Source organism: Pseudoalteromonas sp. SR41-4 (assembly GCF_014163985.1).
GTDB lineage: Bacteria > Pseudomonadota > Gammaproteobacteria > Enterobacterales > Alteromonadaceae > Pseudoalteromonas > Pseudoalteromonas rhizosphaerae.
This window is the reverse complement of the sequence record NZ_JACJEI010000011.1, coordinates 100,205-126,515: the sequence shown is the minus strand read 5'-3', so window position 1 is coordinate 126,515 and position 26,311 is coordinate 100,205. Positions and strand designations below refer to the sequence as shown.

Annotated in this window: 22 protein-coding genes; 17 read left to right on the top strand and 5 right to left on the bottom strand. The window is 36.3% G+C overall.

What is annotated here, in order from left to right; genetic code table 11:
* Nucleotides 1–14: 14 nt before the first annotated feature.
* The 3 genes from H5180_RS11075 to H5180_RS11065 all read right to left on the bottom strand — a co-directional run bounded on the left by H5180_RS11075 (nucleotide 15) and on the right by H5180_RS11065 (nucleotide 3,819).
* Nucleotides 15–1,985 carry an RICIN domain-containing protein gene (locus tag H5180_RS11075; RefSeq protein WP_145241057.1) on the bottom strand — a complete coding sequence of 657 codons (1,971 nt, stop codon included), beginning with the start codon at nucleotides 1,983–1,985 and terminating at the stop codon, nucleotides 15–17.
* A gap of 879 nt (nucleotides 1,986–2,864) precedes the next feature.
* Nucleotides 2,865–3,344: a YchJ family protein gene (locus H5180_RS11070; RefSeq protein WP_182734944.1), complete on the bottom strand. Its 480-nt coding sequence runs from the start codon at nucleotides 3,342–3,344 to the stop codon at nucleotides 2,865–2,867.
* Between the two features lie 40 nt (nucleotides 3,345–3,384).
* Nucleotides 3,385–3,819 carry a SulA-like leucine-rich domain-containing protein gene (locus H5180_RS11065; RefSeq protein ID WP_145241055.1) on the bottom strand — a complete coding sequence of 145 codons (435 nt, stop codon included), beginning with the start codon at nucleotides 3,817–3,819 and terminating at the stop codon, nucleotides 3,385–3,387.
* A gap of 660 nt (nucleotides 3,820–4,479) precedes the next feature.
* Between H5180_RS11065 and H5180_RS11060 the strand changes: the two genes are divergently transcribed.
* From H5180_RS11060 to H5180_RS11010, 11 genes are all read left to right on the top strand, one after another.
* Complete coding sequence (locus H5180_RS11060) at nucleotides 4,480–4,845, top strand: hypothetical protein (protein WP_182758238.1); 366 nt, start codon at nucleotides 4,480–4,482, stop codon at nucleotides 4,843–4,845.
* 96 nt (nucleotides 4,846–4,941) lie between these two features.
* A complete protein-coding gene (locus tag H5180_RS11055) occupies nucleotides 4,942–7,653 on the top strand; it encodes a restriction endonuclease (RefSeq protein WP_182758237.1) in 2,712 nt (903 codons plus the stop codon).
* A 59-nt stretch (nucleotides 7,654–7,712) separates the two neighbouring features.
* Entirely contained in the window at nucleotides 7,713–8,639 is a 927-nt protein-coding gene (locus H5180_RS11050; RefSeq protein WP_182758236.1) for a restriction endonuclease, read from the top strand.
* A 2-nt stretch (nucleotides 8,640–8,641) separates the two neighbouring features.
* Nucleotides 8,642–9,172, top strand: a complete 531-nt coding sequence (locus tag H5180_RS11045) for a restriction endonuclease (protein ID WP_182758235.1) — start codon at nucleotides 8,642–8,644, stop codon at nucleotides 9,170–9,172.
* Nucleotides 9,173–9,658: 486 nt separating this feature from the next.
* On the top strand, nucleotides 9,659–11,302 hold the full coding sequence (locus H5180_RS11040; protein ID WP_182758234.1) for a DUF6119 family protein: 1,644 nt from the start codon (nucleotides 9,659–9,661) through the stop codon (nucleotides 11,300–11,302).
* 767 nt (nucleotides 11,303–12,069) lie between these two features.
* On the top strand, nucleotides 12,070–14,337 hold the full coding sequence (locus tag H5180_RS11035) for a CHAT domain-containing protein (RefSeq protein ID WP_182758233.1): 2,268 nt from the start codon (nucleotides 12,070–12,072) through the stop codon (nucleotides 14,335–14,337).
* Nucleotides 14,327–15,259 (top strand): hypothetical protein, encoded by a 933-nt coding sequence (locus H5180_RS11030; protein WP_182758232.1) that lies wholly within the window; start codon nucleotides 14,327–14,329, stop codon nucleotides 15,257–15,259. The genes H5180_RS11035 and H5180_RS11030 overlap by 11 nt, the downstream gene beginning before the upstream one ends.
* Nucleotides 15,249–15,827: a hypothetical protein gene (locus H5180_RS11025; protein WP_182758231.1), complete on the top strand. Its 579-nt coding sequence runs from the start codon at nucleotides 15,249–15,251 to the stop codon at nucleotides 15,825–15,827. Before H5180_RS11030 ends, H5180_RS11025 begins: the two co-directional genes overlap by 11 nt.
* A 66-nt stretch (nucleotides 15,828–15,893) precedes the next feature.
* A complete protein-coding gene (locus H5180_RS11020) occupies nucleotides 15,894–16,259 on the top strand; it encodes a hypothetical protein (protein ID WP_182758230.1) in 366 nt (121 codons plus the stop codon).
* Nucleotides 16,250–17,170, top strand: a complete 921-nt coding sequence (locus H5180_RS11015) for a viperin family antiviral radical SAM protein (RefSeq protein ID WP_182758229.1) — start codon at nucleotides 16,250–16,252, stop codon at nucleotides 17,168–17,170. The genes H5180_RS11020 and H5180_RS11015 overlap by 10 nt, the downstream gene beginning before the upstream one ends.
* 9 nt (nucleotides 17,171–17,179) lie before the next feature.
* On the top strand, nucleotides 17,180–17,533 hold the full coding sequence (locus H5180_RS11010; protein ID WP_182758228.1) for a hypothetical protein: 354 nt from the start codon (nucleotides 17,180–17,182) through the stop codon (nucleotides 17,531–17,533).
* Nucleotides 17,534–17,695: 162 nt separating this feature from the next.
* Here H5180_RS11010 and H5180_RS11005 read toward each other — a convergent pair whose 3' ends face one another.
* Entirely contained in the window at nucleotides 17,696–18,568 is an 873-nt protein-coding gene (locus H5180_RS11005; protein ID WP_182758227.1) for a WYL domain-containing protein, read from the bottom strand.
* A 227-nt stretch (nucleotides 18,569–18,795) separates the two neighbouring features.
* On the opposite strand from H5180_RS11005, the gene H5180_RS11000 reads away from it, so the two are divergent.
* Genes H5180_RS11000 through H5180_RS10985 form a run of 4 tightly spaced genes read left to right on the top strand, consistent with a single transcriptional unit; the run spans nucleotide 18,796 to nucleotide 22,877 of the window.
* A complete protein-coding gene (locus H5180_RS11000; RefSeq protein ID WP_182758226.1) occupies nucleotides 18,796–20,019 on the top strand; it encodes a nucleotidyltransferase in 1,224 nt (407 codons plus the stop codon).
* Nucleotides 20,016–20,471: a hypothetical protein gene (locus H5180_RS10995; protein WP_182758225.1), complete on the top strand. Its 456-nt coding sequence runs from the start codon at nucleotides 20,016–20,018 to the stop codon at nucleotides 20,469–20,471. Before H5180_RS11000 ends, H5180_RS10995 begins: the two co-directional genes overlap by 4 nt.
* A gap of 4 nt (nucleotides 20,472–20,475) precedes the next feature.
* Nucleotides 20,476–21,555: an SAVED domain-containing protein gene (locus tag H5180_RS10990; protein ID WP_182758224.1), complete on the top strand. Its 1,080-nt coding sequence runs from the start codon at nucleotides 20,476–20,478 to the stop codon at nucleotides 21,553–21,555.
* A complete protein-coding gene (locus H5180_RS10985; RefSeq protein ID WP_182758223.1) occupies nucleotides 21,552–22,877 on the top strand; it encodes an SMODS domain-containing nucleotidyltransferase in 1,326 nt (441 codons plus the stop codon). Before H5180_RS10990 ends, H5180_RS10985 begins: the two co-directional genes overlap by 4 nt.
* Before the next feature lie 606 nt (nucleotides 22,878–23,483).
* Here the strand turns inward: H5180_RS10985 and H5180_RS10980 are convergent.
* Nucleotides 23,484–23,789 (bottom strand): MbcA/ParS/Xre antitoxin family protein, encoded by a 306-nt coding sequence (locus H5180_RS10980; protein ID WP_182758222.1) that lies wholly within the window; start codon nucleotides 23,787–23,789, stop codon nucleotides 23,484–23,486.
* Between the two features lie 388 nt (nucleotides 23,790–24,177).
* Between H5180_RS10980 and H5180_RS10975 the strand changes: the two genes are divergently transcribed.
* Both H5180_RS10975 and H5180_RS10970 read left to right on the top strand, forming a co-directional pair.
* Nucleotides 24,178–25,065, top strand: coding sequence for a hypothetical protein (locus H5180_RS10975; RefSeq protein ID WP_182758221.1), 888 nt, complete (start codon nucleotides 24,178–24,180; stop codon nucleotides 25,063–25,065).
* Between the two features lie 385 nt (nucleotides 25,066–25,450).
* Nucleotides 25,451–26,080, top strand: a complete 630-nt coding sequence (locus tag H5180_RS10970) for an HNH endonuclease (RefSeq protein ID WP_182758220.1) — start codon at nucleotides 25,451–25,453, stop codon at nucleotides 26,078–26,080.
* The last annotated feature ends 231 nt before the right edge of the window (nucleotides 26,081–26,311 follow it).

The following is a 26,311-nucleotide window of genomic DNA, read 5'->3' as shown; positions in this document are numbered from 1 at the left end:
ACAGTAAATGTTAGTTATTGTCTGGTTAACTCAAACATTTGATTTTCTGCTCCTGAGGTACATGTCCATTGCAGAATATTAGCATCATCGGCAGTTTTGCTGCCTGCGACGTCTAAGCACAACTCACTATTTCGGTTGATGATACGCCACTTACCAGAGCCGGCACTTTGCAAACGAAACTGCTGGTTATAGCTCCCTGTGTATGTCCAGATATTGATATTTTCACCCGCTGTAGTTGAATGCGTATAGACCTCTAACCCTTTAGAAGGAGCATTGACTGGTGAAATACGATGCCACACCCCATCGACTGTTGAAATATTAAATTTTTGGCAATCATTATTAAGCCAAGACCACTGCCTAACATTTGCCCCATCTTCACTTTGACAGTTAGCAATATCTAATGATGCACCACTGTGTTTTGGGGTAATGCGGTAAGTACCATTGACTTGTGTATTGGTTGGGTTGCCATTATTGCCGTCGGTATAACCATTGTAGACTTCAAACTCTGCAATTTGCGGTACGCCATTGGCGGAATGAATCACAAAACTTACTTTGGATAAGTTAGTGTTAGAAAAAGTGATTACATTTGGCACAGCACCACCGTTAGTAAGTGTTACACCTGTATCGTAGTTCACTAAAGACCAAGCTGTAATGCTTCCTTTACTGGCTGGGGTTTCAATTATTTTAATCGCATTTATGGTGGTGTTAAGGTTTTTAATATTGATCGTGCCCGTGGTAGCTGACGGTGACCAGTAAGTTGACATATCGCCGTCGTTCACATTGCCATAACTCGAGCCACTGGCTTTAGAACTGCCATCAACACCGGCACTGATAGCAAGATTTTCCCCTGATGGCGTTGGCTCAGGTATTGGATCTGGATCCGGTGTTGGATCAGTTGGGGTAGTCGAGCCACATTGGCCATTCGATGTTTGCAAGCCTTTGTTCGCGCCAGCCGTTGCTGCAATGATGTTGGGTATACACTGTGCATTATCAAGTTGATAGTTATAAGGAATGTTGATTGTTGTGGTTGAGGTCGGATTAGGGCCTGCTGGGTGAAGCTTGTTTTCTTGTTCAGACCAATCGATATTATCCCAAACATTGCCACTGACTTGCCAGTAACCCATATCATTTGTATAAAAAGTACCGAGTGGATCTTTGGAATTTTTAAAGTAGTTGTTTTCGGCGCGCATTTTACCGCCAATTCGTGGATTCATGCCCGATGACACGAGTCCATAGTAGTAGTTGTTGTAAGCATGCGCTGTCGCGTGTCTTAGTAAAGGCGTGCGAGAATTAATATTTTCATAGTAATTGTGATGAAAAGTAACAGGGCCGTTAGTATTGTCACTATCACTTGAGCCAACGAGACCACCGCGTCCAGAGTTGCGCAAAATACTGTAAGATAATGTCACGTATTTGGTATTACTCTTCATATCGAACAAAGCATCATATCCTGAACTTTCGCCACCACTGGCCTCAAGTGTAACGTGATCGACCCAAATATTTCTGACGTTTGACTCCATGCCAATCGCATCACCGCCGTTGGAGGTGGGGGAGCCTGATTTTTTGACGTTTCTAACGTGAACATTTTGAATAATGATATTTGAAGATGAACGAATATGGATGCCTAATTGGTCAAAAAGAGCACCGCTACCAACACCGATAATAGAAACATTACTAATTTCTTTTAGTTCAATTAGATCTGGCCCAGTATTGCAACTATCTCCAGATACTTTACTGGTGTTGTCATGATTTATGGTGCCTTCAACGTGGATGATAATTGGTGTGTCACTTGATGCTCGGTTACATAAAGCCTGGTGAATTTGGGTTCCAGTTGTTGCATAAACAACATCGCCACCAGCACCACCGGTTGTACCACCATTCGTTGCGGCAAAGCCTGACGCATTAGCAAGTGCACTGTTTCCATATATAGCAGTTGTTATGGCCAAAGCATGCAAAGAATATTTAAATAACGTACGTTTATTCATTGGTTGTTCCTAATTATTGTATGTTCAGATCAAAACAATCAAATAAATTAATTGTTAAAAATGTTAACACAATCAAGTCCTATCTATGCTTGCACTGCAGTGCTACCGGTGGCATTATTGCGCTAAATATGACTTTCTGCAATGCTAATTACTGATTGATTAGTTTTAATTTCATTATTTAGTTTTGTTTTTATGCGTTTTAAATAAATATATTTAATTAAAATCAATAGGTTAGGCTTTGTTTTAATTATTTTAAAAAAATATAAAAATAATAACGATTTATTTTCTAGTTTTTATTATAGTGTTTTTTTGATACTTGAAATTTATTTAACATTTGTTCCTTTATTGTTTTTTGATATGACTAGATCTTAGCATGCTACGGGGCTGGTTCTAACGCAGTATATATATGTTTTATGGATGAGTTAGTTGTTTATAGGTGTTGTTGTGAAGTACTAGAGCATGTTGACCTTTCAGAATTAAAATTTGTTTAATCTAGGAGTGATTTAATCATGACAAGAGGTTTGTAACCTAGTTGGATCGATAACTGCTACCGCGTTATTCTACTGGCGGAAGTAATCTGAGCTTCGGATAATAAATCCATCTCCAGCGGCTATTTTTCAATGTTAACTGCGTTAAATTTACTTGTAATAGGCATGCTATTGACGCGTAAATTCGCCTTATTTTCCCTGAAAATTTCGGCTGGAGAGTAAAAGTAATATTAGTGCTTTAAATCAATGCGTTAGAAAACACATTAACCAAAATTTAGGTTAAGCAACAAAGAGTTAATCGCACTTAGACAGACCACGTTGGGTCGCGATTTTTTTGAATTTATGATTATTTATAAAATACTTACGGTAAAAACTACACTCTAAGAAAGTGCTATACGCTGTGGCATTTTTTATATTTTTTACCGCTACCACACGGGCATTCATCATTGCGGCTAATTTTTATATCTGCAACAGGGAAGATATCACCATCGAGATAACGCCACTGCCCATCTTCTTTTATGAAGCTTGATTTTTCATGTAGTTGGCAAAACAAGTTTTGATAAAAATAGCTAACACAAAATTCAACACAACCAGTGTATTCTTGCTGGTCTGCACTGATCACGGCTAATTTTATAAAGCGGCAACTATTAGCAAAATCAGCAATTTCTTTGATTGGGTTTGCTGCTTGTTTTTCTTGTGCATAAGTTTGGTAAATATACTTAGCATTTTTTAAAGCATAAGCAACAAAGCGAGAGCGCATTAGTTGCTCTGGGCTTGTTGCTTGTATATTGCCTGAGTGCAATTTTTCACAGCAATCGCTATAGCTTTGTTCGCTGCCACATAAGCAAAGACTGTCAGTGAGTGAGGTCATAATTAAAATACGCTTTATTAAAAAACGGCATTTTAACAGCTTATTGTGCTAATGCTATCTCTGTAGCTTGTTGGGTTTTAGTAAAACAGTATAGTTTTGCACTCGCTTGGTCTAACTTTAATGACAGGTTAGCTATTTGATTGTCTTTCACAATGTCTGTCCAGGTGATCACCGCTGCAAAGTTACCGTTATGTAGTGCTGAATTTAGTACATACTCTAAATTAACCAGATGCTTTTGCCTAATCACTAATAGTTTACTGGTATCAATAGAACATGAATCAAGTAAAGCTTTACTTGGTACGTGATCCGGTGCAATCAGTAACGTCCATGCGTTTTTATTATTGTAATGGTGTAACACCTTTAGAAGTTCAAAAGTTGCAGAGATCTCATCTTCTATCTGAATCAAATTTACTGATGCGCTTAAATTATCTTGTTGATAGCTTTTAACTGTTCTGATGGTAATTGGCTGTAACATAAGTTTCACTCACTGGTTGTTTATACAGTACTTATATACAGTAGTTTATACAGTGTTCGTGTGCAAGTGTTTTTTGCTATCTTTTTGAACGATTTTTAAATTTATTGTTCTTTTGCACGTTGCTCTGGAATTGTTTATCACACATCTGGAATAGAGAGTTATGTGTGGCAAGGGCTGTAGGTGTGGTAATTTAGTTCCCTATTTGGGTTTTTCTCATAAAGGGTGGAATTCGCGTGTTGAGTTACAAACAGGCTGAACTTGAAAAAATTAAACCCACAAGCTCTAAATCGATAATATATCTTTTTTTGTATTTAATACAGCATATATAGTGATCGACACTTATTCAGGATGTTGCAAATTTAGTACTCAGAATTTTTAAGGCAAGTTTGAGCGATAACCGGACATTGTGAATTGCTAAATATCGTAGTTAATTGATTGGTCAAACTGCTTTTTTCTTATATATTTATGAAAATGACCGGCGCGCGCATATTGTTTTATTTAACTCTACTTTATAGTTTAGAAAACTTAGTCATAGTAATACCTTAGGTAATTTGTTAAAAGTAGATAAATAAGCGTTAAGTCAGCAAAAATCTGCGATGAGCGCATTATTAAATTTTAGTGGTCTTTCTAGTCTGACCAACATCATAAAAAGGAGAGTTTATGAACTTAAATGCCCTGAATGAAATAGTTGATAACCAAGTAGAAGTTTTAGAATCATCTGCACAAGATAATGGCGCTGATGAAAATACGGTTGTTGGTATTGCTAAATACGCTATCGGTAATGGATACGACAAGCTATCCAGTAATCAAAAGTATCATTTTGATAATTGCATCCGCCATTTAATTGAGGATGTTCAATGCTCCGGCTATAACCATGAGTTTGAAGAAGCTCCGAGAGAGTGCCAAAATATCTTAGATGACGATGATCTAGTGGAGTATTATCAAAATGACGGAAAATACTGTGAAAGCTGTGAAGGGCAAGCTTCCGCAGATGCTCACTCCAAAGAGTCATTTTTTCGTGACTAAGGTTGTCACTAACAAACAAAGGCAGCGGACGCCAAAAAGCGGTGCTTGCTGCTTTGGGCACTATATTTTTTAAGGCATATTAAATATGGACATGAAATGTTAAAAGAAATTGTAATTTGGCCTACAGAAGAGAATAAAGGCCATGAAAGAGGCGCGTTTTTTGAAAAACTCGCGAACACCATATTTACTACACAAAGGTACAAAGTTTCTGGTAATATTCAGTTTACTGGTAGAGAGTTTGACCTTCATTGTGAGCACATGGATCGTTCTAATGAACGGTGCTTGGTAGAGTGCAAAGCTAAACAAAGCCTCAGCAGTGACGAAATTAAAAAATTTGTATTTAGCGCTAGTTTTGACAAGTTTGATTTCGGGTATTTTTTATATACGCGAAGCTTTGAACGACAAGTTGGTGGGTTAATTAAAGAAATTCAAGCTGACGATAGATATAAAAATCTTTATTTCTGGAACGCTGAAAAAGTAATCGAACTACTTGTTGCTTCTGGTTCAGTAGCCGATTTTGTTCTAAATGAAAAGACACTTAATGTTTCTAAAGTAATCCTTCTTTACAGTTACAAAGGTATTTACTGGGTTCCAATTCTATCTTCCGGAACCGTTCCTACACACTTTTCTGTTTTACACGGGAATGACTTATCTGGGCTTGAAGACGATGCCTTGGTTCACGAAATTCAAGATTATATCGACGAAATACAATCTCTCGAAGTTTACCAGCCGAGACCCCTGTCGAATGAAAAAAATGAAATCGTTTCTAGGAACCTTGAAATTCCAGATATGGAAACTGTAACTGAAATTCAAAGTTCAGATAGTTGGGATGATTATAAGCCTGCATCATTAAAATACTTTGTTGGTAGAAAGAGGCAAAAAGACAAGATATTTGGGTTTTTAAATGACGTAAAAAATGATGAGATAGGTAAACGTGTATTTTATATAGATGGGAAGTCGGGCTGGGGGAAAAGCTCCTTAATGAGTGATTTGAGAGAGCGTTGCAGAAATCAACATTATAGGAAAAAATATTTGAGTTCAGTTATTGATTCAAGAAGTGCAAATTCAAATAATTTTCTTCCGCTAGCATATGAATTAATTATTAATAAAGCTGTAAAAGAGAAATTTATACCAGAAAAATACTCAGATATAAAAATCCCATCTGCTTTTGATATTCTTGGCGATAAACTTTCTCAAGAATTAGCTGAGTGGTTGGAAAATGAATCAAGGGTATTGGTATTGATTTTTGACCAGTTTGAAGATGTTTTTAGAAAAGAAGGGGTGTTCAAAAGCTTTTATAAGTTTCTTTTGGATATTAATAACCTAAAGTCAAATATCATTTTAGGTTTCTCATGGAAATCTGAAGTTAATATACCGATAGAAAATGAAGCTTATCATTTATGGCAGCAATCGCGAGATCATGCATTTAAAATAACGCTTGATGAGTTTGACTCGTCTGAGAGTAAGTCAATAATCAAACAGCTTGAAAAGGATATCTCAGAAAAGTTTGATATAGACTTTGTAAGAAAGGTTGTTGATAACTCTCAAGGATATCCTTGGTTAGTTAAAAAACTCTGCATTCATATTAAGAAGAAAGTTACACAAGGTCTTAAGGTTGATGATTTATATGAACAAGATTTCCACGTTGAAAGCCTCTTTCAATCGGACTTAGAAGAGCTGAGTACGGATGAAGTTAAAGCTTTGCGCTTTATCGCAAAGCGTGCATTTGATGATCAAGCACTTGATATAACTGAGCTTGATGAGGTAGTAAAGAGCGAAACCGTTCAGCATTTGATACACAAACGTTTTGTAATTAAAAGTGGTACTAAGTATAACATTTATTGGGACATATTTAGAGATTATCTTGTGCAAGATAAAATCCCCCCTATTGGAGAGACGTATTTAATAAGGCAACCCGTAAATTCGGTTTATGAAGCATTTCTAGCATTTGCTCATGGAGAAAACCTTAGCATTGAAGAGTTTATGGATAAGAATACAAGTTCAGGCGCAGAGGGGGCGGCTTTAAATAAGCTAAGAGAGCTGCGAAGTATAGGGCTAGTCAATTATAAAGAAGGAATATATTCAGTAAGGGTCGATAATTCTGATATCAACAAAAACTATTTCCAAGACTATATTCACGATAAATTGGAGAAACACTCATTTACGCTTGAATTAAGAAAGATTCAAGGCCGTGAAATTAATTTATCAGATCTTTCGAATATTATTGACACTAAAATTCAATCAACAAAATTTGCAAACAAAACACTTGAAGCATATGGTCAGACATTTTTAAGCTGGTTAGATTTTGCTGATGTTGAGATACCGAATGTAAGTGCAGCAATGATGAGGCGGGCAAAAAATGCTCTGTCATATACTCCCCAGATGCATCCCTCTGATCTGGAAGAATTCGTTGTTTCTGTTAATAATAACTATGTTTTAAACAAGTCTAAAAGGGAACAGAAGTTACTATACGATTCAAAATCGCTTGGTTTACTTATATATTCTACTGATTCATTAACACTTACTGATTTTGGAGAAAAAGCACAGCGTAGTACTGCTATAGAGAGAAAGATTATTATTGCCAACTGCGCTAAAAAAATGGAAAAAATTAGCGTTGCTTATGATGCTTTAGCTCAAGATCCAAGTATAAAATCTAGAAGCTTTAAAAATCATATTAGTAGCATACTTGATGGTCTCAATAGTCAAGTTTATCGGAATAAGACGTCAAGAGCGCTATATCTTTGGGCGATGTACATTATTGAGACTGAAAATGAATATAACAAAGCAATTCAAGTGACAGGTGCATGATCGCTGCGTTATGCCCTTTGAGCGGCTCACAGATATTATTCGAAATATATGAGTGAAGAATGAAAAGAATTGGAATTTTGAATAGCTTTTCTTATGAAGCAGACGAGCTAAAAAATGCACTCAAGCATATCTCTGAAATTGAAGGGTATGAAATCGAAACAATTGAAGACTTTCAACTTCAAGAGACCATCTCGGGAGCTATTTGGGGATTAATCAATCTATGTGATGTGTTGATTGCTTTCGTGAATCATAAAAATGATAGCCTCTATTATCAAATAGGGCTTGCACATGGGGCCAGAAAGCCTGTAGTTATCGTTACCGACCACGAATACTCTCTACCTCCAGAGATCCGAGGGCAGCGTATTTTAAGTACATCTCAACGTAGCCTTTTTAATAACAATTTTATGTTTCAACTCAAAGAAGCTATCGAAGATGCGACTAGAAAAAAATCTGGTTATCTCGGTCCTAGAAGTGAGCAAAAGCAATATTCTGTATCTCTGGACTTTAGCTCGTCTAGGAATTTTCGTGATTTGTTTGCCGCGGAGGGTTCTAGAAGAGGCCGATTGTTTGAGAGGTGGTTTGCAGAGATCGCGGCGGGCATCGAAGGCTGGGAAGTTATTGAGTCTGATAGCAGAAGAGATCGGGGGTTTGATCTTGTAATTTGGAACTCACAAGAAGACTCAGAGCTGTCCATTTTAGGAAATCCAATAGCAGTAGAAATTAAAGCTATTGGATCAATGAATAGCTCAATGCTCCATCAGTTCCTCCATATGAGTAAAAAGTCAGGAATTAAAGGGCTTATTCTAGCAACTACTGGATTAAATGATAAAAGGACTAAAAATTTACTTAATAGGTTTCGTGTTGAAGAGGGTATCAACGCTATCGCGTTGGATCGAGACGATCTTATAAACGTAAGAAATCCTAGTGACTTACTATTTCTCGTGAAATCAAAAGTTAGAGAGCTCCTTTACGGTCAGGAGTTCTAGAGATGTTTGATATTAATCATTTTAGAGCCTTAATTACTCAAGTTGATGCAGCGACCACAAATCAGCAGAAAGGTCAGTCCTTCGAGCTTTTGTCGATATATATGTTTGAACACCTAGATGGTGTGGATGTTACTGAGCATGATATTCGGATGCCTTCTGAAGAAATAGACATAGTACTTTGGAACGCTCAAACTGAAGAAATATTACGCCCATGGGATTCAATCATACTGGTTGAATGTAAAAATTGGAGTGCTACAGTTGGCGCCCCAGTATTAGATAACTTCGTAAACAAAGTAAGAAGGCGTGCACTAACTACTGGAATTTTTGTAGCAGCCAACGGAGTTACTGGCGGTTTTGTGAGAGGTGATGGCACCGATCCTGGGGCAGTAGGGATTTTAACTAGCGCCTTGCAAGATGGAATAAGAGTTATTGTTATCACAATGGATGATATTCGCGCTTTAACTTCTCTTGATGATATTAGGGCACTAATAAAGAAGCGATATTGCGGGCTGTATGTTCACAAAGTGCTTTAGGCTGTAGCGCCAAATGAATCTGAGGTTATATACCAAAATTTTAAAACTGTGGCCAAAATTAGTTGACCACTACAGAAGCAGTTGGAAAAATATTCAAATTAATTGACACTGAAAACCAATGTTTAGTTTTACTTGGAAAAAAGTTTTTCTTTACTCCAATAAGGGAAGAAGTAGAGCGGATTTTTAGTGAATACATCTATCGTGTTTGCTTATAATAAAGCGTTACCAATGTCCGCAAATGGCACTTTGACGAAGTTCGGCTTAGAGCGAGATATAGTCATTAACCTAGTAAGAATAAGAGGAAACTTTTCTTATATATAAGTTACAGAAAGCATAATGTTTATAGCTGGTAATAACTTACACTATTTGCTATTTATATGAGTTCACAAAATAAGGACGTTTTCGCGCTAAATTAGGGAAAGTACCCTCTGGTAAAGTTGTGATGCTTCCTATCAAATTTCGAGTTTTACATTAGAGGGATCTAAATTGAGTGTTGAAAAACCATATGTAAGCCTTAAAGCTTTTTTATCAAAACCTGATACTGAATACGATGATCTTGAAAACTTCCTATCTTCTGGAAATTATCAAAACTTCGAATTAAGTGGTAGTGAAAACTTATCTGGTCGGTTATATGTAAAAGCTACAGAAGAAAAACAACCTACTTGGACACCATTTATTAATTCTGGTATTACTGGAAATTTGGAATTATCAAATAGGTCAAGCTCGGCGGTTTTACTAATAGAAGTTAATGACCGAGTCGTGGCGTATACATTTGGCTATGGACGATTTATGTTGGATCAAGATCGTTTTTTACCTGACTTTGGCATAAGAACAGCTCTAAATACTTTGAGGCACGATAGTTTAAAGAGTGTTGATATTTTTACTGTGGATCGTTCTGCTGTTCAAAAAAGAACGCAAGCAGTTAGAAGCTCTTCTGTAGATGTCTTTGGTATTGATGTCTCTAAAGATATATTGAGAGCAGTAACAGGTAATGCCAAAGAGGGGATTTCATTTCAATCCATTTCAGGTGGTGACTATGTGTATTCATTTAGTGCGTACATTGAGTTTGAAGATTTAATTGAAACATCTCAATCTTTGATTTCTTATTACACAGAAGAATCCTACAAGGAGCAATTCTCGTGGGTTGATAATATTCGAAGATTGAAAAATGACACTAAGAAAAGCGAGCTTGATGAGGTTTTAAGAGCCGCAATTGATGTTAAAAATGCGACAGACTTGGCTATTACTGCACCTGAAGTCGTTTCATGGGACAAAATATCTGGTTTCAGTTTTACTCGCTCTAAAGATACCGTTTATCCTACTTTGATTATCGAAGATTACTTAAATAGTCTTGGTGATGATTCAATTACATTAAATACGTTAAAAAACCATAAACTATTTATTTACGATTTAGATTCAAATGAAGTTCAACATTCATTATACAAAAGTTTATATTTTGAACATACCGATGCAAGTAAAACTTTCATTCTCTTTTCAGGGGATTGGTTTGAAATAGATAACGATTTCATTGTTGAGTTAGATCGTGCTCTCGCCCAAATTCAAATATCAGATTTAGAGTTTCCGACAGTTCATAATTGGACACATGAAGACAAAGAAAAAATTGAATCTGAAGGTGACTATAATGAGCGAGCTGCAATATTAAAATCATATCATTTACTCGATAAAAAATTAATACAAAGTAGAACTACAACATCAGCAATCGAGCTCTGTGATTTAATGACAGACGATAAACAACTAATTCATGTCAAACACAAAAAAGGCGGTTCATCAGGTCTAAGCCATTTATTCGCACAAGGTTATGTTGCTGCTGAAGTGACAATTTCAGATAGAGAGTTCAGAAAAAAGGCAAGAATAAAACTACGAAGTATTCGCTCTGATTTAGACTCACTAATTCCATTAAATGGAATTAGTAGCTCAGATTATGAGGTTGTATATCTTGTTTTAGGTGATGATAATTCGACAGTAAAATCAGCTCTACCATTTTTCAGTAAAATAAACTTAGTAAAAGCATACGAGAACCTTACTCAAAAAGGTTTCAAAGTAACTATATGTGGTGTAGCTAAAGAAAGAAGAGAACCACCTGCTAGCACAGATGAAAACGAAGCATAAGGCGCTCAAACGGATGTAAAAACAGTTGGCATCCGTTCGTGCCCCACAAATGTTAGTGAACTATTTCACGCCGCTTAGCTTGGCCTTGAGGCTTTAGAACTACTCTTTTTAGGAGCTTATTTTCCTAATCTTAATTGTTTTTTTCAACCTTCAACCCACCGGGTGACTGTGATCAAATAGATATTATTCACGCACGGTAATGTCTTATGGCCAACTATAAGCCTGACTTATCCTGCAAAATAAATCATTCCTATCAATTTCGCTGAGCAATTTTTGCGGGAACAGGTCTAGCTAAAAATTAAAAAAGGTAAAAAATGGATTTCAAAGGTCAAAAGGAATTTATGAACTACGCTTTATCACAACATAAAATACAGTCTAAAAAAGTAAAGCCTAGCTATTATAAATGTATTGATGAAGGTGTTCGATTATCTAGTACTAGCTCAGAAGCCAGCAATTTAAAACAAGCTGAGCAAAGCTTCTTAAGAGCTATAAAAATAGCTGCAAAAAATGAATATGCAAAGGCTGCTGCATGTCATGACTTAGGTGTTTTTTACTTTACTCATTTTGCACACATTGCAGGAGCACCGCACTCAAACTTAAAAAAAGCTGAAGTGTATTTTAATCGCGCTATTGAAAGTAAACAGCGCAAGCAATTTCCAGAGAAACACGCATCAAGTTTATCTCAGTTAGGGGCTGCGTACCGAAGAGCCGCTAATGAACACTTATGGCACCTTGGTGGTGAAGAAAGTTTAATCGAGTCAGTAAGCTTGCATAAGGCTGCTATTAGCATATTAGAAAAGCCTCTACCTTCTTTTGTTCGTTTAAACGAGCTTTCGGTTATCTATCTAAATTTATCAGCAACGTTATTTGATATAGAAAGAAAAGGTGAAGCCTGTGATGCCCAATTAAAATCATATCAATGTTTTTTGGAGGCACTTAGCTGGTCGCGAGCTAACTTTCCCAATCAAGGGTTAGAAAACTATATGAGTATGAAACCTGAGCAAGTTTTATTGCTTACATTTGTAAGATTAAATCACTTTTCTCAAGATGATCAGCATAAAGCTGTATGCCATGAAATTCTTGAAATGGCACCAATGTTTGGTATTGATCCTTCGGTTTTGATGGGAGCTAACCCCTACTTGGATATATCAAACCCTACCATTGAGATAATGCAGCTGGTGATGAGCGCAAATAAAAGCCAATCAGATAGTGATATAAAAATATTATCTGCAAAACTACAATCATTAATGAAAAGCCGACAATCAACCGAAACCGATCAGGAGTCTGATAGGGTTAGTGTATTGATTCAGCAAGCAAGCTCAGGCTTAGCTAGGGTTTTAGTAAGACGAGATGCTGCTTTGCGCGCATTTATTACATTGGAAAACTCAAGCGGAATGCGTTTTTGCGAGAGCGCGAGCACATTCTGGCTTTATTCCAAGAATCCAGTAACGCAAGTACTACTGAGTGCTAAGAGGCAGTTAGGTAGTGTTTATTATTGTTTAAATGAATTAGCGCTTATGGGGGGAAAGACAGAAAAAAAACATTTAAAACAATGGCTGTTTGATTCTGCCTTATTAATGAAGCCTCAAGAAAAAAAACAATTCAACATAGATAATGCTTCGTTATTTGATAAAAGGTTATATGCCTCTATTGTAGAGTCTGCGAGCAAAGCGACTGACCCCATAAATTATTTAAAACAAAAAGCAAATATATGCTTAACAGATTTTAAGAAACTGGGAAAGCTAACCGATGAGTTAGACCCTGATTATTTAAAAGCAAGACAGCGTACCTATCAAATTACTTTGGACGATTTAACTGAAGCTATTTACTCTCACCCTGAGCAAGTTTTAGTAAAGATAGATATTGAAGATCATTATGATGATGCGTTGGTTATTGTTGCGTATCTGCAAAATAACGAAATTATAGCAAAGGGCTACTCATTTAATATGCCGGAGGATCTTGTTAATAATATTGCTGCATTTGTAGCTAATAACAAAGATGCGAATATAGAGTGGGATCTAAGTTTTATTGATTGGAAAGCGATACTTCCTAGCCATTTGCTAAAAGTTTCATTACTCCCTTCTTTCTTTGCATCACACATACCTTGGTCCGCGACAGGTAAAGTTGGTGAGAAACTGTATAATTTAGTGAATGAAGTTAACTGGTTGCCTTCACTCATGTATTTATATCAGCGAGTTAACTATTTTGATAAAAAAACATGTGATACGAATGTATGCGGAGGCGGTACTTTATTTGAAAATGTCGCAGTGCAAAATAAAATAATCTATAAAGATACTCAAACTATTGAGAATGTTGTTAATCAATTAACTCAATCAGAGGTATTTAGCTTTTACGGTCACTGTGAGCATAAATACCCTGAGAGACCATCTTTGTTAATTCGCGACTATACGCTTCGTGATGTTGAAATGCGTGATGCGGTGAGAGGATCTGAGCGAATAGAGCTATGGGCTTGTCAAAGCGGGGCGAATATACCATTAAACTTTTTTTCGAGCCAAGTGAATGAAGCTCTTGGCTTAGATATGAGAATGCTAGAATATGGCGCCAAAACAGCCATAGGTTCATTATGGCCAATTCCTGAAATTGTTACCGCGCATATAAAATCAAAGTACGATAACCTCGTTATAAATGGTATGGGGGCTTCAGAAGCTTTGCTTAGCGCGCAGCAGTGGTGGGTCGAGCTGGGAGCGGATGAGGAACTACGTAGAATCAAATTAAACGGTGAAAAGGATTATTTGTGTTCAATTGGATGTAACTCTACAAACCAATCACTAGATGCTCTAATGGGGCCTGTGCTTTCGGGTAAAATAAAGAACTCAAGTGAAATTGATTTTAATCTTTTAGAATATAACTTTAAGCACCCATCTGCTTGGGCGGGGTTGCGGTTTTGCGGTGTAAATGAGCAGACAAACATTTTTATTCCAAAAGTAAATTTATCATCTGACGAACAGCATCAAGTAAATGCGCTTTTATTAAAATTGAATTTAAAATCAGGCTTTGTAAAACATGCAAGATGACTTACTTCTTATTCATGATTGGTCCCTCAATGGGCGCAATGAATATATAGAATCTAATAGGGTAATAATTGAATTAACAATAGATCAGGGTTTAGAAGAATTCGACGAACAGACTGCGTATTCGGCTTTTCAGAGTCAAGATAGGGCTAAAAATAAAATTATTAACTTATTTTGTGCAGAGCAGTTTGAGGTTAGTAATTTACCTATTGGAATACCTAAGGACATTCGTCTGTTCTCCCAGATAGCTTTCTGGGCTAAGTATAAAACAGCAGGAAAGGTATATACCGGAAATAGAGTTAAAGTCGAGCTAGAAGAGAACTATCAATCTTCCCAGTCTGTAGATAATGATTTAAAAATAAGAGAGTTAGCAAGCAATTTAGGACAATTAAATCATTGTGTAGCACCTGACATCATTGGGTATTGGTTGCTTGCTAATAAGAAACTGTTAAGGGAGTTAGCTTCATCAAAGAGCCTAAAAAATTATGCTGATTTAGATGAGATAAAAAATGAGGTTTCAGACACTCAAAAAACACGTTATAAAGCAGATGCGTCTTTTAGGTATTTAACTTTGTTTTTAAATTTAGATAGTCGATTTGGAAACTTTGATTACTATAAAAAAAAGTATCTAATTAAAGGTTTGAATCGGCCTCAATATGTAGCGAATAAAACTGAGTCACATCAGGAAAAACATAAGGTTAGAATAGCAATTAAAAATATCATTCATCAATTTCACGAAATATTATCTAGCATTGATGATCGCGATGTTTTAGAGCGCTCACTATTTAAATCGATTGCTAAAAGTGCATTGTTAGATGTATATGAAATAAACAAAAGTGACCCTGAACGCTTAATTTGTATGAAAAAATTAAAATTGCTTAAAGCCAAACCATCATCACTCAAGGAGTTACAAGATGAAACTTGATAAACTAACTTTGGATGAAATGGTGCAAGGTATAGAGTCTGAGAACTCAGTATGGACTGAGTTATTGAGTCATCCTGAAGCTGAGCAGCTTTGGAGTAATGCTGTAAAGCGCCGTGAAAAATTAGATGCGTTTTGTCGTTTTGTCGTTAAATGGCCTTCTTTGGTGACTAATTATAAAAAAGTGAAATCTTTCGCAAAAAAAAGCTTTGATGCTCCCTCTATCAGTATTTTCAGCCCTAGCCCTGATTTGTTTAGCGCTACTTTAAGTAACGCTCAAGTTAATGATGAGAGTAGTTCATTAGAAGTTGCTGTTGAGTGGGGGACTCAACAAGTTATCGAGCTAGGGTCAGAGCTAAAAATTAAATTTAATACTGAAGCATTAATTAGTATTTATTATTCATATAACAGCGGTGATGGGTGGATTAACTCAAGTGATGCTTGGGATTTTTTACCACATGAAGGCGCTGTATTACTTACTTTTGTAGATGCTGATAGCAAAAATAATGAGCTTGAATTAGCTTTAAGAGATGCAAAATCTGTCACGACTATTGTTTTACTGCCTTCATAAATAAAAAGCGAAAAAAAATACTTTCATTAGCGTATAGGAGCACCAACAACAAAAAGGTGCTCAAATATGTCATCATCAAAACATCCTTTAACCTTTGAAAAAGAGTTAAAAAAAGAAAATAGCCCTCAACTATTTATTAATAGTTTCAACACTTGCTTATGGAAAAACCTTTCAGCTAACCAGCGAAGTAAAATTGAAAGTTTAATTAATGCCATTGCAACAGGTAAGCCATATTCGTGGTTTGGTGGTCAAAAAATAAAGTGTAATAACTCTCTTATACGGTTTCGTATTGGAAGAAACTACCGACTACTTTTAATACGCTCATCTGATAAATTTAATTTTCAGTTATTTAATAGACAAAACTATGAACTAAATTTCAAAAGAAACAGCTCTTTCTCTAATGGATTAGGAGGAGCTAAACAATGGAATTAATTAATACTCAAAATGCATCTATTAAAGAGCTAGTGATTAATTGGCATATAACTGAAGTCTGTAATTACAGCTGCAAATACTGCTTTGCAAAGTGGGGGCGTCCTAAAGAATTACACCGCTCTTTAGAAGATATAGAAAGTCTCCTTGATCATTTAGCTAATTATTTTATCAAAGGCTCACCAACGTTAAAGAGTGAGTTGCACTACGAAGACGTTCGACTGAATTTTGCAGGCGGTGAGCCAATGATGTTAGGAAGTACCTTTTATATCGCCTTGCAACTAGCTAAGCAGAAGGGGTTTAAAACGTCGATTATTACTAATGGTCATTATTTAATAAATAACAAAATAGACTTTCCTGAAAATTTGTTAGATATGATAGGTATTAGTTTTGATAGCCAATACTTAAATACACGCAAGGAAATTGGTCGAATAGATAGGAAGGGTAATTCGTTAAGCGCCGACGATTTAAAACTATCTATTAAAAACTTAGTTAATAGCCAACACGGAGTAAAAACTAAAATAAACACTGTCGTAAGCAGTCTAAATTGGGAGGAGGATTTTTCAGATCTGATTGATGAAATACAGCCTTACAAATGGAAGGTTCTACATGTCATGCCGTCTGATAATAATGAATTATTGGTTTCAAAAGATAAATTTCATCAATTTGTAAAAAGACATAGTGGCTTAGGATTACCACTTTTTCCGGAATCTAATTCAACTATGACAGAATCTTATTTAATGATAGATCCTCATGGTCGCTTCTATCAGAATTCATCGGGTAATAAAGGTTATAAATACAGCGATAGTATAATTAATTGCGGTATTGAAGATGCGCTGACTCAGATTAAGTTTAATCCTAAAACATTTCTATCAAGGTATCGCAGCATTGATATTGATGTAATTAATTATTAAGGGGCTGATATGAAGAGTGAAACTTGCTTTGGGAAAGTATCTGGTCAGCCACTATCTGAATATTTATTTGAAGAAGAGGCGCAGGAAGCTGCTAATTATGCAAAAGAAAATTACGGCAATGATTTAGCACCATATAAATGTAGGAATTGTAATTATTGGCATTTATCGCCAAAAAATCGACAAACCCCAAGTCAAAAATGTGAGCGTTGTACAGGTGGAGACGGGACTGTTAAAGATGCATATAGATCTAAGCGTGAAGCTCGATTACGTGCTGATATCATCTATGATGAGCAAGGTATAAGCCTTCGACCATACAAATGTAGGTATGGAGCTGGTTGGCACCTTACTAAAGATAGGTTTTAGTTCAGCTTCGGATTTGTAGAGTGCTTTTGTAATAGGTGAAACTAGCAATAACTGTATTAGTTCAAGTTATAACTTATTCATCTCATTACAAAGTTAAGCATAACATGAACATTTCTTTGTAATATTCCCGAAAATAGTCTTTAGTTAAATGGTAATTAAAGACTATTCTTCAAACCCGTCAAAATTAGGAGCCAATCCTAAATTTTCCACACCATAAAGAGCCAATCTATTTTTAAGTCTAAGGCGGAAATAATGTTCACCTTTAGTGGCCTCTTTGGCACAATCTACATAGAGTTTTTGTAGATAGTAACCGACTGATGATGCTCTTACTCTCTTCTCTAACACACCATTTTTCATATTAAACTCATTAGCTAATGCTTCTGGGTTAGAAAAATCGGGATGGGGGATGATTTCTAATTTAACAATTCTATTCCACTGATCATCTTGTTTTTGACGTTCATTGTCGTACACATCTACATCACTACTTCTAGCTGCTTGAAATCTTGAAATGACAAAATCAGCAAACCTTTCCCTTTTTCTGTCATACCCTCTCATATGCCAGCGAGTTCCGTTATAAACGAATGCATGAGGTACGATTATTTTGGTACTCAATCCATTAGATTTCGAAAAATAATCTACTTCAATAGCTTTCTTATTGAAAATAGCTCTTGAGATAGCTGCAACTAACTCAATATTTGGGCTATCGATCATATCGAGAATATCATTTGAAATATATATCCGATTAGTGGTGTGCAGGGTTCTACCTGTAAGTTGATTTAATACTTCAGACGATTCAAATTCAAATAAAGATTTCCAGTTATTATTTAGTGCAAAGTTCCTAGAATTTGAAGAATGATCAAAATTTTGAGGCGCTAATTCCTTATATTTTGCTATGTCTCTACTTGCAGCAGCCGTTCCAATACCAAATCTTTCAATCAAATCAGCTCTAGAAAATACCCCTAAAAATTTCAGGGAAAACTCTATATATCGTAACCTTTCAATCTGACTGCTAGGAATCTTTTTAAGATCAGTCATTTATAAAACTCTTGTACAACCATTAATTTAGGAGGATTTATACCATAACTAACGCTTCAATGTACAGGAAAGATTATTATTGCATATCTCAGAGAGTGGGAAAATAAACTCAATAATACCTTGACTGTATCCTAGTGATACATCATAGTTGTTGTTATGCTTTTATTGGATGAAAAAAGTACAGTTTATATGGAGGTGAGTAAACAATAATATCAATAGGGGTCCCGATGACTGCCAAACTATACAAAAATAATTTTGCATCACTATCAACAAAACAGTTAAGACTGTTAACTGAACTGCTGGAATATGCTTGTCAATCACTAGAGCTTTCAGAAAGTAAAAGAGAGAGGGTTGAAAAAAGTTATCAGTCAGTTGGTGAATGGTTAGCTAAAAGTGAAGACAAAATATTTGATAATGCTGAAATTTATCCTCAGGGAAGTCAACGAATTGGAACAACAACAAAGCCTCCATTTAGAGCTGAGTTTGACTTAGATTTTATTTGTTTTCTTCCTAACGCAGAACATATACATCCTGATGAGTGCCGTAGAAAGGTTATTGATAGGTTAAAAGAAAATGGTAACTATGACGGGTTGGTTAGTGAGTTAAATCGCGGGTGTCGTATTAATTATGCAGACAACTTTCACCTAGATATTACTCCCGGTATACCAGATCAAAATAATGCCAATGAATATGGTGCTATTTCAGTACCAGATAAAAAATTAAAAGCTTGGAAAGCCTCAAATCCTAAAGGCTACGCTGAAGATTTTGACATCATTGCCAATATGGTTCCAGCGTATTCTGATGAAAAGGACTTTAGATATGCGACAGCTTCGATGGAATCAATAAATGTTGAGGATCTACCCAAACATCAAGTTTTTAAAGGCATCTTAAGAAGAGCTGTGCAAATAATGAAGCGACATAGAGATTTGTTATTTCATGAGGATGAGCAATATCAGGGAAAAGCACCAATATCAATCATTCTGACAACGCTTGCTTCAAGAGCTTATAGAGACGCAGTTACTAATCAATTATATGGCAATGAGTTGGAAGTTTTACTTACTGTTGTTGAATCAATGACTAGCTACATTGAAACAAAGGTCGTTGATAGCAGAATAGAGATATGGGTAACTAACCCAAAAAATGAACATGAGAACTTTGCAGAAAAATGGAATGTAGATACAAAAAGGGTTGAAGCATTTCATTATTGGCACACCAACTTCGTTGATAAATTAAGAGAATTAGCCAGTGTACAATCACTGCCTCTAATCAGAAAAAAATTAGATCAGTTAATTGGCGAGAAACCTTCAGAAGCTGCCGTTGATAAGCATTTTGAATTTATCAATGAAAGTAGAGCAGAAAATAAACTATTTGTAGCTAAAACAGGAGCTATTTCTGTTGCTGCAACCACGACGCCTGTCAAGGCAAATACTTTCTTCGGGAAATTGCTTTGAAACCATTTTTTGATAAACCGATTAGCTTGGATAGGCAACACTACTTTTTGAAAGCAAAATTTCCGCAAGGAAAAGGTTATATCAAGAATGGGAAGCTTGTATGGCATTGCAAGCTTAATGTTGGTGTTGCACACGGGCAGTTCAAAATTAAACTGATATACGATGTAAAGACTTCCCCTCAAGTTTTTGTAATTGAGCCTAACTTATATGAGATGACTGTTGGTGAAGTGCCTCCCCATATTTATATTTTTAATGAAAAGGAAACAAAGCTTTGCTTGTTTTATCCCTCTTCAAATGAATGGACATCAAGTAAGTATATTAGCGACACAATAGTACCGTGGGCTAGCTTGTGGTTTGTGTACTTTAGTGGGTGGATGGCAACGGGTAAGTGGTATGGTGGTGGTAAACACCCTGAATCGCGAGAGTCTTTTGAAAGAGGAAAGGTATTATAGCTTTATGAAATTTATTCAAGTTTTTTTAAGTTTTCTGAAGAGCGTTTTAGAGGCATCACGGAAACCGTCAATAATGTGGTTTGCTAAGGTTATGCTTTTAGCTTCGCTTGGTGAATTAGGTGCGCAGACGTTCAGTGCGCAAATTCCAATTCAGGCTTGGGGTGTTACAGTTACAATCGGCGGAAATGACTCTGGCTTCTTCATTTTGCTGTTTGTTGTGTCATTGGTATTACTTTTATACGGTGAATATAGAGAAAAGAAAGAAGCAGATGACTCCCAACTGATAGCAGTTAGACATATGGGGTTGGTTGATCATGGAATTGACGATATTCAAAATTATTTACCTAAAGCATTAAAACGTATCCGGTCACAGGCATTTTCAATACTTCACGTAAATAGTCACCAAACAAATGATATGGGTGAATTAGAAGCTCAGTTACAGAACATTCGTAGATTGCCGCAGTATATTCAGGACTCTGGGTATACACTTAATAATGCAAAAAAGCATATTCTGTATGGAGGTGTAGCACCAGTTCCAATGGTTGCTGCTGCGGGGCATGTCATTAGTAATATGCAAAACGTACACGTCGGAGACTGGGATCGTGAAAAGAAAAAATGGCATTTTAATAATGAGTTTGATGATGGCGAATTGTTGAAGTTTGAAGAAGTTGATAGCAAAGGTTATGAGGCAACTGCGTTAACAATTGCAATATCACTTAGCATTCCAATTAGAAAGAATGTTATTCAGGATGAGTTTAGCGAAAATGCGTTGATTGAAGTCACATATGCTTCGGGTGAGTATAAGTATGACAATGCGAGTAGTTCAGTAAAGCAAGAGCGATTAGCTAAAAGCATTTTGGAATTTATTAACAGTAACATTATTCCTAATTATCCTAACTTAGAAAAATTAGACATTCTAATAACAGCGCAAGCATCTCTTGTTTTCAGAATAGGATCGGTACTAAACCAAGGCCATTTGCCGAAGATCGTTTTTCATCACTTTAACCCCAAAAGTGAAAATAAGAAACATCCTTGGGGGGTTGTGTTAAACGATGGTAAGAATGGATATAAGGTGGTGGCATGAAGTTAGTTAAACATTTAAATGATTTTTTAGTAAGAGAAGTAAACCTGAATCAATCTCGAATTAATATATTAGAAAAGCGAGTAGCGACGATAAGCAGTTTTATTCAAGGAAGCGATAGCTTTAATAAAGCTTTTATCGAAGCTATCCCACAGGGAAGCTACGCTCACAGAACTATTATTAAGCCAACCGCCAAAAGGAGCACCTTTGATGCAGATGTTGTCTTGTATCTTCAGCATATCAAAGGTTGGGAGCCTAAAGACTATATAGAAGAAGTATATAAAACATTGAATACTTCAGCCTCTTATAGGGGAAAAGTCTCGCGCCAGACAAGGTGCGTTAATATTAATTATGCTGGTGAATTTCATATCGATATCGTCCCTTGCATAAGAAAATCTAACTTATTAGTCAGTTCAGAATATGTTTGTAACAAATTAACAAATGAGTTTGAGCCATGCTCTAGCATAGAATATAGCAAATGGGTTAGACAACAAAATGCAGTCACAGGTAATAATAGCCTGATCAAAGTTATACGCCTTTGTAAATATTTAAGAGATTTTAAACAAACATTCTCAGTGAAGTCTATATTGTTAACAACATTACTTGCTTCGCAAATTAAATGGTCCGAAGAGTTGTTTGGGACACACAAATTTAAAGACTTACCAACAGCGCTCAAAACACTATTCAATCGTTTAGATGAATGGCTGGATGAGCATGACACTATGCCAATCGTAAACAACCCTGTTGATGGTGATGAAAATTTTAATCGCCATTGGGATGAGAATAAATTTCAAAACTTTAAAAATCAGGTAAAGAAATACAACGGCTGGATTAACAATGCATACCATGAAATGGATAAAGATGAGTCAATCAAAGCTTGGCGGCGGATCTTTGGAGATAAGTTTGCACCAAGTGTTTTGTTGAAATCCGTAAGTAATTCAAATTCGTTACCAAGTCATTGCGAGAAACTTAAGTGGCCTACAGTAAATACGCTTTCTAAATTAAGTGTGAAAGCTGTTTTACAAAAAGAAAAATCGTCAACTTCTATAGGAGATTTGGCGGCATATAGTGTCATTCCAAAGCACCATTGGATTAGGTTTAATGTAAAAGATGCGTTAGATCTACAAACAGATATTTATTGGCAGGTGGTCAATACTGGAGTTGAAGCTGCTAACAACGATTGCCTGAGAGGTAAGTTCTTTTTGGGAAATAATGTTCACAAAGAGTCTACACTTTATAAAGGTACTCATTGGGTTGAAGCTGTTGCCGTTAGGCAAGGCGTTTGTATTGCTAGAAGTGGTCCGATTCTTGTGAAGATTGCTTAGAGAAAGAGGAGTCATAATGAAAAGGATTTTAGTATTAATTCTGTTAATAACTCATTCCGTTTTTGCGTATGCTGGCAAGTTAGTAAAGGAAGATGGATATTTATATGTCGCAACTTTTAATGTCCACGATGGCAGAAATATGGACTTCCCAGCTTTCACTAGACAGTTTTTGACTCAGAATAGTACGCTTCTTCAAACTTAGCAGGTGTGATGAGGTTAATAAAGGGAAAATTTAAAAACTTTTATGCCTGTAGTACAGGCAGAGGCTGTAAAGTTGGGAAAGCTAGAGTTTGCACTAAATGTCATGCTCCATCGATTGATACCCGAAGTGAAAGTATTTGTAATAACCCAGCTTGTTTAGATTCAATGAAAATTTGTGAAAAATGTGGTCGTCCAATGAAAAGCGAAGTGGAAAATTTGGTGAGTTTTGGGGATGCTCAGGTTATGGCATCAAAGACGATCAGTGCACACATACAGCCAAGTAAGTGGTACCCTAAAATTAATTGCTAAGAGGTCATTATGATAGAAAATATAGCTAAGTGCTAACAAGAGTCTAAGGCCACGACAGTCCGCATGGCACATACACGACTGTAAGATTCGGTCGAGTCAAAGCTGAGCATCTAAATAATGCCTGACTTCGCGTAAATGCACTGTTAGCCCAAGCAACATGTAATCTAGCGCTGAAACACCACCAAAAGCTTCGTTTTTCTTATTGATCCATTCATTGGCCTGTGTTTTTTCAGAAAAGAGTATTCTTAAATTTTTATAAATACCAAGCACATAAGAAATGCGTTCCAGAACATCACTGGTTAGCGTTGTTACGTTACCTATTTTCCACCTCTCAAATGTGAATTCATCAGGCGCCCCGAGCAAAATACGCTGCTCTACTTCACTAACGCACCACTTCTTCATAACGGAACATGGGGTCGCGTCTTGCCTTTTGCCATTTATTTTTTGAATGTCCGCTCATGGCACTTTGGCGAAGTTGGGCTATAACGGAACATGGGGTCGCGTCTTGCCTTTTGCCATTTATTTTTTGAATGTCCGCTCATGGCACTTTGGCGAAGTTGGGCTAGGAGCGAATTGTGATCAGTCAGGGTTAACCGAAATTAGCTAAGTAATTCTAAGAGGAAACTGTCCCCTTTTTTTACATAACAACATAACCCATCCTAAGTATAATATTTATATCTGGTAATGACTTATACTATTTGCTATTAATAGTAGCTCATAAAATAAGGACATCTTCGCTTAAAAATAGGGAAGTTGCCCTCTGATAAAGCGGTTAAATTTACGGGGATATATGAGTTCAATAATTTTAGAATTGCAAGCAGACGCAATGAATGACAATATTTCAATTCAATCCTTACTTCGAAAAGCATTTACTATTGCTATAAAACTGTCAATTGAAGACTCAAGGCAATGGATTGAAGCTGAGATGAATGGTTATAACTCTGGTAATGAAGTTCCAATGTATCGTCGTATAAAAGGCGAATTACAGGCTATAAACATAATTCGAGGTCCAATCCCTGTTCAAATTGATGACAACGAAATGGAAGATACTTTATCTGTGTTTCATTTTCGTCAATCAATAGCTGAAATAGAAGGCATTATTAGCAAACATGACAAAGGATTTTTAATTCCCTTTACTGGCTCTCAATTGTCAGCATTACAAGATCTTTTTCAGGCTAAATACCCATTTCGCCTTAGCTTTTCAGCAACATCATTGGTTCCTGTCGTTGATAATGTTCGTAACACTATTTTGCAATGGGCTCTGAAATTAGAACAAGAAGGGGTAACTGGAGAAGGGCTTAGTTTTAGTAATGAAGAAGTTAAAAAGGCGCATATGAGTAGAAATATTAATATAAAGAACTTCCAAGGTGTTTTAGGTGATATTACTGACAGTGAGCTTACCCAAAATTTAGAAATGACTATTAGTGAGTCAAATAATTTTGAAGAGCTAACCAAGTATTTGTCTAAGCATAATGTTCCAGAAAATGATATCGCAGAATTAAAGGATGCAATAGAAAGTGACGGACCTATTAGTGATACTGCTCAAATTGGTTCTAACGTAAGTTCGTGGATTGGTAACATGTGTTCTAAAGCTGCGAACGGAAGTTGGGCTATTTCTTTGGCTACCGCTGCTAATGTCTTAGGTACAGGTATTAGCAAGTTTTACGGCTTGTCGTAATAGCATATTTATCAAGGTCTTAAAGTCAGATTCGTAACAGTTGGCTGGTTCCGTTTTGCTTCACATTTTAGCCAACTGTTACTCCATAGCTTAAGGCGGCGTTACCAATGTCCGCTTCACGCCCTGAGGCACTCAACCGCACTTCAGCTAAGAGCGAGTTTGAGATATTGACCAAAGTGCAAAAATTGCACATTGGTCACCTCTATGTAGTGGTCAACTAAATTTGCTCACGAAAGTCTAGTAAGTTATTTTCATTTTTAGGTTAAATATTTACTTATATTCAATGAAAATCAATAGTGCGCCTTCGGAAAATGAATTAGTAAATTTAAAGCATAAACACGAGTTGGATTTTTATGTTGGATTGTTTCACATCTAGGGAGTTTATATGTGGTATTTGAAAGTTTCACAAAGAGAATATGTAATTGCAGCGATAAGAGAATATGACAAATTAGGTAGAACCAAATTTTTAGAAAAATATGACTTTTCTAAATCGAAGGAATATTTCCTAGTTTATAAAGGGCAACGCTATGACTGCAAACCTCTTGTTTATGGTGCGTATGTGTTGCAGTTTGGTGAAAAATTGAAGACTCGACGTTCACAAGGTGTTCAAAAAACAATAAGTCCGCATTTGGAAAGTCTGGGTTTCACTGTTATTAAAACTGGCTATTCACTTACAGATATCGTTGATGACCTGAAAGAGAGGGTTGAAGACTCAGAAAATAGACAGAGTACCGAACGGCTCGAGCGCCTAAAGTCAGCACCTCGAAAACCTTGTGTTCTGACCGTAAAACAAGAGATCTATGTTAGAAATGCGGATGTCATTGCAGAACAGTTAGTTAGGGCTAGAGGAAAATGCCAATCTTGTAAAAACGCAGCTCCTTTCAATAGGGCCTCAAATGGGACTCCTTATCTTGAAGTACATCATGTTATCCCGTTATCCCAAGGAGGTGATGATACGCTTGAGAATACCATTGCATTATGCCCGAACTGTCACCGACAGGAGCATTTTGGATAAGAAGGGGCAGGTTGCTTGCTTTAATGGCAAGGGTTAACTCTTATCTTTTACATGATGTAGATTGTAAACGTCAGCTTCTGGTAAGTGTCAGACTCTAACTTCGAGTCTGGCATAGGTTCAAATTTAAGCATCTATCTGTTTTGATACTTCTAAGCATCATCAACTTCTATTCCCAAGTACCTGACGGTGCTCTCTGTAAGCGTATCACACATGCCTTGACCTACCTCTATG